General features: G+C 55.1%; 15 protein-coding genes. 4 read left to right on the forward strand and 11 right to left on the reverse strand.

Annotated elements, in window-relative coordinates; genetic code table 11:
- Positions 1-146 precede the first annotated feature (146 nt).
- The 5 genes from J7395_RS15995 to J7395_RS16015 all read right to left on the reverse strand — a co-directional run bounded on the left by J7395_RS15995 (position 147) and on the right by J7395_RS16015 (position 6,750).
- Entirely contained in the window at positions 147-1,835 is a 1,689-nt protein-coding gene (locus tag J7395_RS15995; protein WP_209222349.1) for a hypothetical protein, read from the reverse strand.
- A 279-nt stretch (positions 1,836-2,114) separates the two neighbouring features.
- Complete coding sequence (locus tag J7395_RS16000; RefSeq protein WP_170954030.1) at positions 2,115-2,717, reverse strand: PqiC family protein; 603 nt, start codon at positions 2,715-2,717, stop codon at positions 2,115-2,117.
- A 14-nt stretch (positions 2,718-2,731) separates the two neighbouring features.
- Positions 2,732-4,417, reverse strand: a complete 1,686-nt coding sequence (locus J7395_RS16005) for an MlaD family protein (protein ID WP_097050352.1) — start codon at positions 4,415-4,417, stop codon at positions 2,732-2,734.
- Positions 4,414-5,700: a paraquat-inducible protein A gene (locus J7395_RS16010; protein WP_209222351.1), complete on the reverse strand. Its 1,287-nt coding sequence runs from the start codon at positions 5,698-5,700 to the stop codon at positions 4,414-4,416. The genes J7395_RS16005 and J7395_RS16010 overlap by 4 nt, the downstream gene beginning before the upstream one ends.
- 150 nt (positions 5,701-5,850) lie before the next feature.
- On the reverse strand, positions 5,851-6,750 hold the full coding sequence (locus J7395_RS16015; protein ID WP_097050354.1) for a LysR family transcriptional regulator ArgP: 900 nt from the start codon (positions 6,748-6,750) through the stop codon (positions 5,851-5,853).
- 320 nt (positions 6,751-7,070) lie between these two features.
- Between J7395_RS16015 and J7395_RS16020 the strand changes: the two genes are divergently transcribed.
- Complete coding sequence (locus J7395_RS16020; protein WP_209222352.1) at positions 7,071-7,697, forward strand: LysE/ArgO family amino acid transporter; 627 nt, start codon at positions 7,071-7,073, stop codon at positions 7,695-7,697.
- 60 nt (positions 7,698-7,757) lie between these two features.
- Here the strand turns inward: J7395_RS16020 and J7395_RS16025 are convergent, their stop codons facing one another.
- Positions 7,758-8,336, reverse strand: a complete 579-nt coding sequence (locus tag J7395_RS16025) for a thymidine kinase (protein WP_007089895.1) — start codon at positions 8,334-8,336, stop codon at positions 7,758-7,760.
- Positions 8,337-8,414: 78 nt separating this feature from the next.
- Positions 8,415-9,326 carry a LysR family transcriptional regulator gene (locus tag J7395_RS16030; protein ID WP_209222354.1) on the reverse strand — a complete coding sequence of 304 codons (912 nt, stop codon included), beginning with the start codon at positions 9,324-9,326 and terminating at the stop codon, positions 8,415-8,417.
- Positions 9,327-9,436: 110 nt separating this feature from the next.
- Here J7395_RS16030 and J7395_RS16035 point away from each other — a divergent pair, with 110 nt between their 5' ends.
- Positions 9,437-10,117: a type 1 glutamine amidotransferase domain-containing protein gene (locus tag J7395_RS16035; RefSeq protein WP_209222356.1), complete on the forward strand. Its 681-nt coding sequence runs from the start codon at positions 9,437-9,439 to the stop codon at positions 10,115-10,117.
- A gap of 70 nt (positions 10,118-10,187) precedes the next feature.
- Positions 10,188-10,388 carry a heavy metal-associated domain-containing protein gene (locus J7395_RS16040; RefSeq protein ID WP_209222358.1) on the forward strand — a complete coding sequence of 67 codons (201 nt, stop codon included), beginning with the start codon at positions 10,188-10,190 and terminating at the stop codon, positions 10,386-10,388.
- Between the two features lie 64 nt (positions 10,389-10,452).
- Here J7395_RS16040 and J7395_RS16045 read toward each other — a convergent pair whose 3' ends face one another.
- Positions 10,453-11,658: an MFS transporter gene (locus J7395_RS16045; protein ID WP_209222360.1), complete on the reverse strand. Its 1,206-nt coding sequence runs from the start codon at positions 11,656-11,658 to the stop codon at positions 10,453-10,455.
- A 135-nt stretch (positions 11,659-11,793) separates the two neighbouring features.
- On the opposite strand from J7395_RS16045, the gene J7395_RS16050 reads away from it, so the two are divergent.
- Positions 11,794-12,552 (forward strand): helix-turn-helix transcriptional regulator, encoded by a 759-nt coding sequence (locus J7395_RS16050; protein WP_209222362.1) that lies wholly within the window; start codon positions 11,794-11,796, stop codon positions 12,550-12,552.
- Positions 12,553-12,623: 71 nt separating this feature from the next.
- Here J7395_RS16050 and gatB read toward each other — a convergent pair whose 3' ends face one another.
- Genes gatB through gatC form a run of 3 tightly spaced genes read right to left on the reverse strand, consistent with a single transcriptional unit; the run spans position 12,624 to position 15,850 of the window.
- A complete protein-coding gene (gene gatB / locus J7395_RS16055) occupies positions 12,624-14,078 on the reverse strand; it encodes an Asp-tRNA(Asn)/Glu-tRNA(Gln) amidotransferase subunit GatB (protein ID WP_209222364.1) in 1,455 nt (484 codons plus the stop codon).
- A 3-nt stretch (positions 14,079-14,081) separates the two neighbouring features.
- The gene (gene gatA, locus J7395_RS16060; protein WP_209222366.1) at positions 14,082-15,560 is read right to left on the reverse strand and encodes an Asp-tRNA(Asn)/Glu-tRNA(Gln) amidotransferase subunit GatA; all 1,479 of its coding nucleotides are present in this window, start codon (positions 15,558-15,560) and stop codon (positions 14,082-14,084) included.
- Positions 15,560-15,850, reverse strand: a complete 291-nt coding sequence (gene gatC / locus J7395_RS16065) for an Asp-tRNA(Asn)/Glu-tRNA(Gln) amidotransferase subunit GatC (protein ID WP_007089905.1) — start codon at positions 15,848-15,850, stop codon at positions 15,560-15,562. The genes gatA and gatC overlap by 1 nt, the downstream gene beginning before the upstream one ends.
- Positions 15,851-16,111 lie beyond the last annotated feature (261 nt).

The following is a 16,111-nucleotide window of genomic DNA, read 5'->3' on the forward strand; positions in this document are numbered from 1 at the left end:
AGGAATACAGCATGCCTCAGGTTATTGTTGGCAACAATGACAAACACCCCACGAATCTTGCCACAACATCTGTTGCCACAATCTTCGCGGGGTGTGCCTCTTCGCAGTTTTACTGCGTCTCCCCACCAAACTCTGGATCGGCCGCCCTAAAAACCGCTTCGCTGCAAAAGGGCATAGAAATCACGTATCGTGCCTTCCTTGGCCGTCATATCCTTGATGTCATCAACAAGCTTGTCGGTAAAATTCGGCTGTTTCAGATAGCCGACGACCCTTTTTCGGGCCATGGATGCCGATTTCCCCTCAATCAGAACACCACTCGAACAGAATTGCACCAGCATATAGGCACGCTTGCGCAGATGAAGCGACGGATTGTCGATCCGCTCGATCACCTTTTCACGCACCAGATAATCCGCCAGCCCCTCGTCAAGCTTGTCGCCAATGCGCTGTTTCTGTTCGTCGGAAAGTTTCGATGCCTGAAGCGCATCATTCATCACGGTGACCGTCGCCATCTTGTCACGTGGTTTGGCATCACTGTCGCAAAATGCGCGCAATGCCCGCATATCCTTGACCGTATCCATCAGCATATCGAAAACTTCGTCCCCGAAATCTTCGACAATCCCGGAATTCATAACTGCCAGCAGCCAGGCCATCTTGCGGCAATTCGGCCCCATGCGACCGTTGATTTCCGCCACCCCGTCAATCATGGCACGCGGACCACCAACATTGCGAAGACGCGCGCCGCGCTCGGCCAGGGCCGATACCATCGGCGCCCCGTAAACAACGCCCTTCTCACTCACCAACCGGTCCAGAATACCGACCAGCGGATCAGGATCGCTTTCATGACGGGTCAGACTGTTCGCACTGCGCAACTCGCGAACGATATAATCAAACAGGACTTCCTGCGACGTTGCCAGCAAGCCCGAACCAAACAGCGGGTTCAGCAATTCAAGAATATCATCGGCTGAACCGCGATTGCCACGCGCCCGCCCCAACGCCAGATCGATATGCAGGATTACGGCATCGCCAAAGCTGCGCGAACTGCCAAGCAATTCTTTCAACGCCACTGGCGATCCCAGAATGTCGGCAATAACATCGTCAAGCAGCTTGCGCGCGGCCTCATCTTTCTCGTCACCCTTGACCTTCAACGCCAGGTCAAGCTTGCCAACCCAGTTGCGGCTTGACGACAACACCCGCGTCAACGCGACCATGGTCAGAAAGTCGGTATCCTCCGCAAGGTTCAGACGGCGAATTTCATCACGGACTTCGGAAATGGTGGCATCTTCAAATGCCGGAAGGTCGACCTTTTCGACCTCGCGCGCACGCGCGGCCAACTGCTCGATCGCACCATGCAGCTTGTTCATGGCCTCGATATGGTCGCCATCGGTCGCCTTGGCATGAATGCCGGCCACCTTGTCGACCGCAGTCGGCATCAATGTATCATGAAACATCAACTTGCGCAGATTCTGGTAATTATACATTACCTCGCAAGGGGTCAGGATTTCCTGTTCGAAATATTTGCGTAGCAAACGATTGATCGTTGCACGGCTTTCCGACTGCAAAAGGTCGTTATCGGAATCACAAAGCGGTGCGTCCTCAATCGCCGAGACACGCACATCCTTGTCGTCGTCTTCGCCTGCACCCTGCTTTTCCAGAAGAACTTTTTCGATATGTCGACCGTCGGCGCGTTCCCAATCACGAACAACCCTAACGGCGGAGACCTTGGTCTTTAAAAGCTTTTCAGCCTCGTTAACCGCCTCTTTTTCGACATCAAAGGTCGAATGAATGATCCAGCGTTCCCCACGCTGAACCCTTACTTCAAAGGTCGTATCCGACATAACGCGCACTGGCTCCCTAACTTCCTGTATGGGGGCGGCATTTGCATGCCCTTACTCAGTCAGGCGCGTGTCCCATCATTTTTATATTTATACTTCTTTATAAGGCAATTCTGTTTCTGAAAACAATAGGGCGAATTCGAACTTTTCAAATGTTATCGGAAATCGTGGTATTCCAGTAAAACAGCTACCATTCTGGATGCATCAAAAAACAATCATACAACCGAAAATACACATACCTTGGTATGACCGGCTATACCAAACCTATCCTTGCGGCAAATTTCAGCGATAAGACCGGGCAATGGAATCGCTCAGTCGCGCCAAAAGATCACTCATGGCAGCAACGGTTGCCTCGGTGGTTGTGTCTTTCGGAACCACGGTGTCAGTAAACCGTTCGGATACGGCAACTTCGCCGGAATTGAAATTGACGATTTTCCAGCGTGCCGCCATCTGCACGGAACCGTCCGGTTGGCGTTCAAACTGCCCAAGATCCACCACGATCTGCCAGACAACCCCGTCCCGTGAATTCCACGGGAATGTCTCGATCCGCTGCGGGCTCAGTCGATGATCCAGATTTTCTACCAGGACACGCTGAATGTTTTCATCCAGTGGCTCGGCCCAGCGATCAAACTGATTGATCACCAACCGGTTATCGCTGCTGCGTGTTACGATCTGGCTGCGATCCAGATGACTTGGGATAGTGATAGGGCCAACGCCGACCACCGCCGTTCTGGCCGCCCCCGACGGCGCAGAAACATCATCCGGGGACAACAGGAAATAACGTTCCTGAACCGGTGTGCTGCATGCCGCCAGAACTCCCAGCGATGCTACAAACATTCCCGCCATCACACGATTGCGAATTTTTGCCATTGCTTTCGGTTTCATCTGCAATTCCTGCATCATTCTTCCTCCCGGCGGCCCGGTTTGCCCAGGATCAGGGCATTCGGATTTTGTTCAAGGAATTCGGCAAGATCACGCAACGACCGAGCTGCTGCCGACAATTCCTTCATGGTTTCCTCGAAATTATAGCGGACCGGCGAACTGGGCGAGGTCACATCACGCACCCCGCCAAGCGCAACCTGCGCGGTTTCCAGTGCTTTCTGGGTTGCCGGCAATACGCTGGTATCAAGGTTCGTCACAAGCTGGTTCACCCCGGCAGCAGCCTGTTTCAGGCTATCCATTCCTTCGATGATTGCCGGTGATGTAACGATATTCTCCATTCCCTCGACAGTTCCCAGCAGGCGAATACCGATTTCCTCAATCGGGAATGTCTCGACCTTTTCAAGCAGCGAGGACAACGAATTGCTGATCTCGTCTATTTTCTGCGGTAATGTCGGCAGTTCGGGAATTCTCGCCTGCCCGTCACCCAGATACCGGGCAGGTGTCACCGGATACATGCCAAGATCGACAAACAGTTGACCGGTGATAAAGCTTCCGGTTTTCAGACGCGCCCGCAAGCCGCGCTCGACCAGAATATCCATGATCTGTGCATAGTCGGTATTTTCGGGATTCTGCCCACCAACCATCTGTACCCGTTCCGGTTCCAGCGTGACTTCGACCGGCACCCGGAATGACTGGTTCGGCACAACATATTCCAGATTGACGCTGTTGACCGTACCCACACGGATGCCATTGAATTCCACCGGTGCCCCCGGCGTCAGCCCGCGAACGGATGAATCGAAATACAGCATGTATTTCTGGGTGATGCCATGTGCCAGAATTTCCGCCTGTTTGCGATTATCATTAAGCCGGAAAACCGTATCGGATTTCGCTGTTTCGGAATTAAGGCTTTCTTCCGGCGTATAGAAATTGATCCCGCCAGCCAACACTGAGCGCACCGATTGTGCACGCACCGAAAAACCTTCCGCATTCAGATCAAGGCTGATGCCGCTTGAATTCCAGAACCGCGTATCGCGCTTGACCAATGCATCAAACGGCTTGCGAATATAGATTGGGATAGACACCTTTTCGGCGGCGGAATCCAAGTTGGTATCAAGGACCTCGCCAACCTCGACCCCGCGCAGCAGAACCGGGGTTCCCGACGCGACTGAACCGAGCTCCTCCGCCATCAGGATAAAGCGTGTGCCATCCGTACCATCGGGCACATATTCCGGTTCTTCCGATCCGGTAAATTCGCGCGCTTCCTTGCCCGATTTATCGGGTACAACTTCGATATAGGCGCCTGAAACAATGGTTTGCAGGCCGGAAATACCCTGTGCAGAAACACGCGGGCGCACCACCCAGAATTTGGTGTTCTCAGTCAGATAGGGCTCGAAATCCGATGTCATGCGCAGGGTCAGCACGACATGGTCAAAATCCTTGCTCAGATTGATTTCGGTCACCTGCCCGACATCGACATCACGATACCGCACCGCGGTTTTGCCCGCAGTCAGTCCTTCGGCCGATTCAAATGTTACGGTGATTTCCGGGCCCTTGGCCGACGCTTCGCGCCATAACAGCCAGCCGCCAATGATCAACGCGACAATCGGCACGATCCAGATAACCGGCAGGTTCTGAAATGCCTTTTTCACCTCGGGCCTGCCCGGCTGCCCCTGATCGGCATTCCGGCTGGTGTCGTCCGTCATGATGACATCCCCTGTTCCTTTTGCATTCCCGCCCGATCCCAGATCAGCCGTGGATCAAACGCCATCGCCGACAGCATGGTCAAAATAACCACGGCACAGAAGGCCACGGCACCAAATCCCGGTGCAACGGTTGCAATGTTACCCAATTTCACAAGTGCTGCCAGTATCGAAACCATGAACACATCAACCATCGACCATCGGCCGATCAGTTCCGTGATCCGGTAGACCAGCGTCCGCTGCCGAAGCGGCCCGCTCAATCCCAACCCTGTTGCAACATAAACCCACCCCAACAGCACGATTTTCAGGATCGGCACCACGATGCTGGCCGTAAAAACAACAATCGCAATCGGCCATTCACCCGATTGCATCAAAACCGCCACCCCCGACAGGATGGTATCGGATTCTGCACGTCCCAGATATGTGATCGTCATGATCGGGAAAATATTGGCCGGGATATAAAGCACCATCGCCGCCACCAGAAGCGCCCACGCCCGCGACAGGCCTCCTGCCTTGCGATGATGCAGATGCGTCCCGCATCGTGGACATTTCCCGCCGGTTTCCCGTACAGCACTATCGGTTACGACAAACGTGCATGTTTCGCAGGTCATCCAGCCAGTTGCCTTTGTCTGCCCGGCATTGGCACGCAGCTCTTCCAGATCCTCAAGCGTCGCATAACGCAAATTTTCCGGCGCCAGTCGCCGCCAGATGGTCCTTGGATCCAGCGTCGTACTCATCAGCAATGTCGCCGGGATCAGCAGACAAACCGCATAAAAGGCAGGCCCGGCAATGACATCTGCAAAATCCGTCAGCTTGGTCAGCGCGACCAGAAGTCCGATCAGGAACACATCCAGCATCGACCAGGGCCGGATCACCGCCAGAACCCGCCAGACTGCCCGCAGGCCCGGCACGACAAAGCCGAAATAAAGCGGTGCAAGAACATAGATATACGCCCCGATCAGCATCAGCGGGGCCGCAATTGATGTTAACGCGACCATAAAGGCCAGAAACGGAAAACCTTCCTGCCAGAAGGTTGCAACCCCGCTCAGCAGCGTGTTGCTTTCGGTGCGCCCTTCCATGGCAAAGGTCAGGATCGGAAATGAATTGGCAATCAGAAACAGGACAAGTGCGGTAATGGCGAAGGCCAGCGGCCGTTCCACAGTGCCCTTCTGCGCCTGATACAAGGGCGACCCGCAGCGCACGCACCGCGCCACAAAGCCCGGCGGGATGTCGTCTTCAACATGCAGGTAATCGCAATGTTCACAGGCAACAAGGCGATGCGACATTCAATCTTCCTGTTTCCATAAGGCGTTAGCGCACAGTCTGGAAGTCATGTGAGTAAGCGGCAGAATTCATCCCCTGTCAAATCTGATTGGCAAATCGGATCGGCCTTATGCCATATGGCGAAAACCGAAAATAAACGCGATCCCAACCCTTTAGTTCCCGATTTGGGGCAAATAATGGCGCGCTTCACCCAGAACGATCTCATTGACCTGCGACAGCAATCCGCTTTGCATATTCCAGTGATGCCAATAAAGCGGCCGTTCGATTACATGCGGGCATGGCTGCACCAACCGTCCGCTCTGTAAACCTTCCGCCGCCTGATGCTCCTCAACCACGGCATAGGCGATACCCTGCTCGGCCACGGTAACGAAACCTTGTGAACTTGGCACCGTGTGGGCCGGAAATTCCCCTGGCACCAATCCGAAATACCTGTTTAAGAACTGGTTTTGCAATTCGTCATGGCGCGAAAAATTCACCGCCGGACAGGATCGCAACGCATCCGCCGTCACCCCATTGGCAAAATACCGGTCCCGGAATTCCGGTGCCACCACCATGATATAGCGCATCGCCCCCAATGGCCGCACCCGGCATCCCTGTATCGGATCAGGCCGTAAACTGACCGCGCCCAGCACGGTGCCAGCCTGAAGTGCCTCGTGATTAAGGGCCTCGTCATCGACCGTCAGATGCACCAGCAGGTCAAGCTCGTGAAATAACCTTTTGGGAACTTTGACAAACCAGGTAGCCAGACTGTCGGCATTGACCGCAATCGCGATCTGGCCGAAACGGCTGACCGAATGCAGCTTTGGCAGTTCATCATATAATTCCTGCTCAAGCAGGCTAACCCGCTGATAATGCTGCAACAGCCGCTTGCCCGCATCGGTCGCGGCAATCGGTTTGGACCGGATGATCAATGGCTGCCCCAACCGGTCTTCCAGCAACTTGACCCGCTGGGATATCGCCGACTGCGTCAGGCCAAGATCACGCGCCGCCTTCTCAAAACTGCCATGCCGGATCACCTCGGCACTGGCCTGCAACAGCTTGTAATCGATCATTTTATTATCCCAACTTCATCCACCAGCCACACACATATTCATCAATGGATCACCTGCCACCAATAATGCATCACGGATACGAAGCAGACTCGCCTGCCACCAAGGATGGACCGCCCCATCAGAACTGCCACCTGTCGTCACAACTAACTACTGTGATGCCTAAAAAAGCTTCCGAACCGCACGATACCGGGGCTGGCCATACGTTGCCGCGCGCATTCCATTCATAAAATTTTCTAATACTACATCATTATAATTCTATTTTCTTATTTCTCAAAACTGCTATCCCTGCCGCATCGACAGCGATTTTGCGGGATGAAAAAATGCTTCTGATCTTTGCGACCGGATTTGGCCTTGGCGGCGGATTGATCATTGCGATTGGGGCGCAGAATGCCTTTGTGTTGGGGCAAGGATTGCGCCGAAACCATCCGGCAATGGTCGCGTTCATCTGTGCGCTGTGTGATGCCGTCCTGATTGCGGCCGGGGTTGCGGGGCTGGGGACACTGGTTGCCACCTACCCGATCCTGACCAAAGCTGCGGCATGGGGCGGTGCAACCTTTCTGATCTGGTACGGGTTTGGCGCGCTAAGACGCGTATTTGAAACCGAAACCCTGTCAGAAAGCGATGTCAGGCAGGCGGGCTGGAAGGCGGTTCTATCGACCACACTGGCCGTAACCCTTTTGAACCCGCATGTCTATCTTGATACCGTTGTCATGCTGGGCGGGATTGGCGGGCAGTTCCCCGCCGAGGAACGGCTGACCTTTGCGCTTGGCGCGATGAGTGCGAGCTTTGTCTGGTTCTTTGCCATCGCCCTTGGCGCGGCGTGGCTGGCGCCCTATGTCGCACGGCCAATTACCTGGAAAATCATTGATGGTGCGACTTGTGCAGTGATGTGGCTGGTGGCTTACAAGCTGATCGCACCGGAAATCGCGTCCCTGATTTATTCCTGATTAAAAATGAATAATCGATGTGATTAAACATTTTTTGTGAAGAATAGAGATTCGGGCGGCTTATTTGCCCATCGCTTCCTTGAAATGCTGACGGCAGACCGAGACATATCGATCATTGCCGCCGATTTCGACCTGGGCCCCCTCGCGCACGGTATTGCCGTTTTCATCAACGCGCAGAACCATCCCGGCCTTGCGTCCGCAATGGCAGATTGTCTTAAGCTCGCTTAGTTTGTCGGCCCAGGCCAGAAGCCATTTCGAGCCTTCGAAAAGCTGCCCCTGAAAATCGGTACGGATGCCGTAACACAGCACCGGAACGCCAAGCTTGTCGGCGACATCGGAAAGCTGCCAGACCTGATCCTTGGTCAGAAACTGCGCCTCGTCCACCAGCACGCAATCAATCCGGCCTTCATCAAGCTTTTCCCCTATCAGGGCGCACAGGTCGGTATTGCCGTCAAACAAGACGGCCGGGGCTTCAAGGCCAATGCGCGATGCGATCTTGCCAACACCAAAACGATCATCAAACGCCACGGTTAGCAGAAGCGTCTGCATGCCGCGTTCCTGATAGTTGAAGCTTGATTGCAGAAGTGTCGTCGACTTGCCCGCATTCATCGACGAATAATAAAAGAACAGCTTGGCCATGGTTCCCCCTGAAGAGCGTTATTGGGGAATAGCCGATCAATCAGGATTGATCAATATGACAACAGCAGCCAAAACCGGTTATCCGCCATTGCGGCCCATATCGATGTCGCGCAATTCGCGACGCATGAAATCAAGCAGCGACTGGATTTTCGCACTGCGCGTCACACCAGCCGGAAACACGGCGAAAACTTCAAGATCGGGCAGTTTGCAGTTCGGCAATACATGCACCAGATCATCGCGCGCGATTTCATCGGCAATATCGCAAAACGGCACAACCGCAAGCCCGTGCCCGCCGCGCAGGAATTGCAGGCGGGCGGTTGCATTATCAACCCGAACACTGCCCGAGACCCGAATGGATTTTTCCTGATCATCGCAGGTCAGACGCAGGGTTTCGGGAACTCGGCTATACATCACCCAGTCATGATCAGCGAGCTGTTCGGGGGTTTCGGGCAGCCCTGCACGCGCAACATACACCGCCGACGCCGCAATGATCCGGTGGGTCTGATAGAGCTTGAAACTTTTAAGGTCTGAGCTTTTGAGGGGCCCGGACCGGATTCCGATATCAATCCCGCGCCCGATCAGATCGACAACCTCGTCAGACAGATGAACATCAATCGCCACCCCCGGATAGGTCTGGCGAAACCGGTCAAGGATCGGCACGATCCGAAGTGTGCCCAGATGGACCGATGAGGTGATCGATATCTTGCCGACCGGCTCGTCACGCATGACTTCGACCCGCTTGCGGGCGGCCTCGGCCTCCAGCGCAATCGTCCGGCAACTGTCGTAATAACGCGTTCCGGCATCGGTCAGGCTGAAATTACGCGTGCTGCGCCGAAGCAGCGGCACGCCAAGTTTGGCTTCAAGCTGCCGGATCTGATGGGATACCGCAGCACGGCTCAGCCCCATCTTGCGCGCCGCGGCAGAAAACCCGCCATCCTCGACCACACGGGCGAAAATCATCATTGCCCGAACTTCATCCAGTGCCGACATTTCATACGCTCATTTAATTTGACAATCTGTCCAATTCTTCGACCTTTCGCAAATTAGATCAGCATCCTATCCTTGGTGCAAATCCTATTCACATATCGAGGACCAAAACGATGCGTATTCTGATGATTGTGACGTCCCACGACAAAATGGGCGATACCGGCCACAAAACCGGTATCTGGCTGGAAGAACTTGCCGCGCCCTATTTCCGGTTCCGCGATGCCGGTGCCGATATCACGCTGGCATCCCCCAAGGGCGGTCAGCCGCCGCTTGATCCCAATAGCCAGGTTCCCGATGCCCTGACCGAAGCGACCAAACGGTTTGAAGGTGATGCCGATGCCCAGAAGGCATTCGCCAACACCGTGAAACTTGATGGTCTGAAAGCCGATGATTACGAGGCGCTGTTTTATCCTGGCGGTCACGGGCCGCTTTGGGATCTGGCGATTGATGCCAAATCCATCGCCCTGATCGAGGCATTTGTCGCACAGGACAAACCGGTTGCCGCCGTCTGCCACGGCCCGGCTGCGTTCGTTAATGCCAAAACCAAAGACGGCAAGCCGCTGGTGTCGGGCAAAAAAGTCACCGGTTTCACCAATGACGAAGAAAAGGCAGTCGGCCTTGAAAAAGTCGTGCCGCTTCTGATCGAGGATGAATTCACCAAACAGGGCGGTCTTTATGAACGCGGTGAGATGTGGGCATCCCATGCGGTTGTCGATGGCAAACTGGTGACCGGCCAGAACCCGGCATCAAGCGATGCGGCCGCCGACGCGGTCGTCAGATTGCTGGGTAAATAATCGCTTGACCTTCCAGCGACTGGAAGCCCCATAGACGGATCATCCAATCCAAACTGACGGAGCCACCGGAATGCTGAAACTGAAAGTCGATGAAATGAGCTGCGGCCATTGCGCTGCCACTGTTACCAAAGCCGTCGAAGGCGTTTCGGGCGTTGAAAAAGCCGATATAGACCTTGCCAAGGGCGAAGTAACCGTGACCGGCAATCCCGATGTCGCAGCCCTGATTGCCGCCATTGACGATGCCGGTTACCCGGCCCGTGAAGTGGCGTGATCCATCAACATATCCATGACAAAGGCCGCCCGATGGGCGGCCTTTGTCATTTCGATTTGCCGTATCACGCAGTATGGCCATGTTCGATATCTGGCAGGAAAATCGCAAGGAAGCCGATGGCTGGCAACCATGCACAAAGCTGATAGACCAGCCCCAGCCCGAAATGATCGGCCATGACACCAAGAATGGCCGCACCAATCCCGCCAAGCCCGAAGGCAAGACCAAAGAACAAGCCGGAAATCATACCAATGCGCCCCGGCACAAGTTCCTGCGCATAGACCACAATCGCCGAAAATGCCGATGACAGGATCAGACCGATGGCAATCGAGAGCATCACGGTCGCCCCCAATCCAACATAAGGCAGGATCAGTGCAAAGGGCAGTGCCCCAAGGATCGATCCCCAGATGACCTTTTTGCGGCCAACCCGGTCGCCGACCGATCCGCCGATCAGAGTCCCCGCCGCGACCGAAGCCAGGAAGATGAACAGATAAATCTGGGCGTCGCCTTCTGACAGCGGGAATTTTTCCATGAGGTAAAACACGTAATAACTGGTGAAGCTGGCAAGATAGAACCATTTTGACAGCATCAGACAGAACAGAACCGCCAAGCCGCCAATTACCTGGCGTCGGGCCGGAAGATTTGCCGACAGATGAACAAGACGTGGTCGACGCACGGCATGGCCGTTACGTTTATACCAACGCCCGAGCAGCGTCAGAATCACAACACCGGCCAATGCGGCAAAGGCAAACCATGCCAAACTGGCCTGCCCGTGCGGCAAAACGACTGCCACCACCAGCAACGGCCCGATGGCCGAACCGACATTGCCCCCCACCTGAAACAGCGACTGCGCAAAGCCATGCGCCCCGCCCGATGCCAACCGCGCCAGACGCGAGGATTCCGGGTGAAAGATCGACGATCCCACGCCCAGCATCGCACTGCCCATAAGCAGCATCGCAAAACTGGTTGCCGAGGACAGCACCAGAAGCCCCGCCATCGACATCCCCATACCGAACGGCAAGGAATAAGGTTGCGGCCGACGGTCGGTGAAATGGCCGATAAAGGGCTGTAACAGCGATGCCGTCACCTGATAGGTCAGGGTCAATAGACCAAGCTGCGCAAAGGATAGGTCAAAGCCGCCCCTGAACACCGGATAAGCCGCAACAAAAAGCGACTGGATCATATCGTTCAGCAAATGACAGAAACTGGCCGCGCCCAGAACCGGCAAAATGGTTCGGGTCACCTGCGGACGGTTAAGAACGGCTTCGTTCATCGGGGACCTCCTTGAAATGACATTAAACGAAAACCTTGGTGCGTTGATCGTCATTATAAAAATTGCAAAACGGCCCACCACCCCGTTAGGGTCAATTTATTACGAGAGTGGGCCAATCAGCGCAGGCAGGCATTGATGTCATCTTTTCGCGAAGTTCCAAGACCGATCATCGCATTGGGGACGGATTATCCCGATGGTCATGTGATTGCCGCCCACCGCCATGATCGCGATCAGTTGCTGTATGGCATGACCGGAGCTTTGATGGCATCAACCCCGCAAGGCGCATGGATGATGCCGCCACAGCGCGGCATGCTGATCCCGGCCGGGGTGATCCACGAAGTCCGCCTGTTTGGCGATGTCAAAATGCGGTCGCTGTATCTGCGCCCGGACCGGCTTGGTGCGACGGACAATCAGTGCAAGGTGGTCGGAATTTCATCGCTGATGCGTCATTTGCTGATCGAAGCCATTGCCGTCCCGCCAGAATATGACATGGCAGGTCGTGATGGTGCATTGATGGCGCTGATTGAACATGAAATCAAACGGTTGCCGGTCCTGCCTCTGTCGCTTCCGTTGCCGGAACAGGCGACATTGCGGGATAAATGCCGGGCGTTTCTGGCATCTCCGACCCCGCATGAAACCATTGATGACTGGTGCGATCACCTAGGCATGAGCCGCCGAAGTTTTACCCGGCAGTTTCGCAAGGAGACCGGGTCAAGCTTTGTCGAATGGCGTCAACAGGCCTGCATCCTTGCCGCCCTGCCAAGGCTGGCGGCAGGCGAAGCGGTTACGACGATTGCGATGGACCTTGGCTATGACAATCCCGCCGCGTTCAGCAATATGTTCAAACGCATCCTTGGCGCATCACCGAGAGATTACCAGACAAAGGATGTTTAAGCCCCGATAATGAAAAGCCGCCCGTTTCAGATCGAAACGGGCGGCTTTTGGACATCTTCTGATGATTGAAATCAGCCGAGGATTTTGTCGCGGAGCATCTGGTTGACCATGCCCGGGTTGGCTTTGCCGCCCGTGGATTTCATGACCTGGCCAACGAACCAGCCCAGCATGCGATCCTTGCCGTCGCGGATTTCCTGAACCTTGTCCGGGTTGGCCGCAATGACTTCGTCAATCGCGGTTTCAATCGCACCGGTATCGGTGATCTGCTTCAGACCTTTTTCTTCGACGATCTTTTCCGGGTCATTTCCGGTTTCGATCATGATTTCAAAGACGTCCTTGGCAATACGGCCCGAAATGGTGTCGTCCGAAATCAGGTCCAGAAGCTTGCCGAGATTTTCGGCCGTAACCGGGCTTTCGGTGACAGGAACTTCCAGCTTGTTGAGCGCACCAAACAGGTTGGTGATCACCCAGTTCGCGGCAAGTTTGCCATCACGGCCCTTGGCAACGACTTCGTAATAGGCGGCCTTTTCCTGATCGGCAACGAGAACACCGGCATCATAAGCCGACAGTCCGTTTTCGCGCATGAAGCGGGCTTTTTTCTCGTCCGGGAGTTCTGGCAGGGTCTTTTCGATTTCGGAAACGAATGCCAGATCGAATACCAGCGGCAGCAAATCCGGATCCGGGAAATAGCGGTAATCATGTGCCATTTCCTTGGACCGCATCGAACGGGTTTCACCCAGACGCGGATCATAAAGACGGGTTTCTTGAACGATTTCGCCACCGGCTTCGATGACTTCGACCTGACGTTTTGCTTCGATCTCGATCGCCTGCATCACATAACGGATGGAGTTGACGTTCTTGATTTCGCAACGCGTGCCGAATTCAGCGCCCGGACGACGGACCGAAACGTTGGCATCGCAACGCATCGAGCCTTCGTTCATGTTACCATCGCACGTGCCAAGGTAACGTACGATCGCGCGCAGCTTGGTCAGGTATGCACCGGCTTCTTCCGGGGTGCGTATATCAGGCTTGGATACGATTTCCATAAGGGCAACGCCCGAACGGTTCAAATCGATATGGGAATATTTCGGGTCCTGATCGTGCATCGATTTACCAGCATCCTGTTCAAGATGCAGGCGTTCAATGCCAACCGACTTGGTCGAGCCATCAGGCATATCGAGGATGATGGTCCCCTCGCCGACGATCGGTTTGTCGAACTGCGAAATCTGATAGCCCTGCGGCAGATCGGCATAGAAGTAGTTCTTGCGTGCAAAGACGCTTTCAAGATTGATCTTGGCTTTAAGGCCAAGCCCGGTCTTGACGGCCTGCCGCACGCATTCCTCGTTGATGACCGGCAACATGCCAGGCATGGCCGCGTCAACGAGGCTGACATTGGTGTTCGGTTCGTTACCGAATGTGGTCGATGCACCGGAAAACAGCTTGGATTTGGAAACCACCTGACAGTGGACTTCCAGACCGACAACGATTTCCCAAGGGCCGGTTGAACCTTCGATGATATAGGTCATGGATCAGCCCTCCTGCCCGGCCGGTTTCGCGGTAAAGTTGGCGGCAGTTTCAAGCACGCCACCGACACGCAGAACGGTTTCTTCGTCAAACGGTTTACCAATCAGCTGCAGACCAAGCGGCAGACCTTCGGAAGACAGGCCCGTCGGCAGCGACAGGCCCGGAAGACCCGCAAGGCTTGCCGGAACGGTAAAGACGTCGTTCAGATACATTTTGACCGGATCGTCTTCGTTTTCGCCAATCGCAAAGGCCGCCGACGGTGCGGTCGGTGCCAGAATGGCATCAACGGTGCCGAATGCGGTCGCGAAATCCTCGTAAATGCGACGACGGACCTTGAGCGCCTTGTTGTAATAGGCGTCATAGTAACCAGCCGACAGCACATAGGTGCCGATCATGATGCGGCGCTGGACTTCCTTGCCGAAACCGGCAGCACGGGACTTCATATACATGTCGTCCAAGCTGTCGCCTTCGTCCATGACGCGCTGGCCGTAACGCAGGCCGTCATAGCGCGCAAGGTTCGAGGATGCCTCGGCCGGGGCGACGATATAATAGGTGCCAAGCGCGTATTTGGTGTGCGGCAGGGTCACATCGACCACTTCGGCACCCGCATCGCGCAGCATCGCAATACCGTTATCCCACAGCTTGTTGATTTCTTCGGGCATGTTATCGACGCGGTATTCTTTCGGAATACCGATTTTCATGCCGCGAATATCCCCCGTCAGGGCGGCTTCGAAATCAGGAACCGCAACCGGGGCGGATGTGCTGTCCTTGGCATCGTGTCCGGCCATTGCACCAAGCATGATCGCAGCGTCACGAACGGTTTTGGTCATCGGACCAGCCTGATCAAGCGAGCTTGCAAAGGCGACAATGCCCCAGCGCGAGCAACGGCCATAGGTCGGCTTCAGGCCGACAATACCGCAATAGGAAGCCGGTTGACGGATCGAGCCACCGGTATCAGTACCGGTTGCCGCCAGCGCCATGCCCGCGGCAACGGCAGCAGCCGAACCACCAGACGAGCCCCCCGGAACCAGATCCTTGCCATCCTTGCCCTTCCACGGGTTGATGACATTGCCATAATAGGACGACGTATTGGACGACCCCATGGCAAATTCATCAAGGTTGGCCTTGCCCAGCATCACCGCGCCGTTATTGAACAGATTGGTGGTGACGGTGGATTCATATTCCGGTTTGAAACCTTCGAGGATGTGCGATGCTGCGGTCGTCTGGACACCTTCGGTGCAGAACAGATCCTTGATCGCAATCGGCAGGCCTTCCATTTTACCCGCATCGCCCTTGGCGCGCTTGGCATCCGAAGCCTTGGCCATGTCGATGGCCTTGTCCGGGGTTTCGGTGATGTAAGCATTCAGATTACGGTGCGCTTCCATCGATTTGATGTGGGCTTCGGTCAATTCGACCGACGTGTAATCGCCCTTTGCCAGCCCGTCGCGGGCCTCGGCAAGCGTCAGATTTGTCAGATCAGTCATTATTCAACCACCTTCGGCACAACAAAACAGCCAGCATCGGTCATCGGTGCGTTTGACAGCACTTTTTGCTGGATATTGCCATCGGTGACTTCGTCCTTGCGCATCGGCAGGGTCAGATCGGCAACCGACGTCAGGGGATCACAACCCTCGACATCCACTTCTTGCAGTTCCTCGACGAAATCGAGGATACGGGTCAAATCTCCCGCCAGTTCGCCAAGCCCTTCTTCGGACACGTTGATACGCGACAGAAAGGCGATCCTGCGAACTGTTTCCTTATCCAAAGACGACATGGATGAAAGTCTCTCTTAAGGAATGACAAAACACCCGGCAAGCAGCCAGCCTGCCGGAACTTGAAATTACAGCGCGGAAACTAGCACCCCGCTGCCCCCGCCGCAAGGGCCGGAGACAGCCAATTTCGGCAACTTTTCCAACAGCTGGGAAAGTTGCCACCTGATCATGGCGGACATCGGGGGCAAAGCCATGCTTTCACCGACGTTTCAGGCATGTCAGTATTGCGTTTCGCCGGTTGAAATGCGCTGGCGTTTTTCGGG

This window comes from Thalassospira sp. A3_1, assembly GCF_017744215.1.
GTDB classification, from domain to species: domain Bacteria; phylum Pseudomonadota; class Alphaproteobacteria; order Rhodospirillales; family Thalassospiraceae; genus Thalassospira; species Thalassospira lucentensis_A.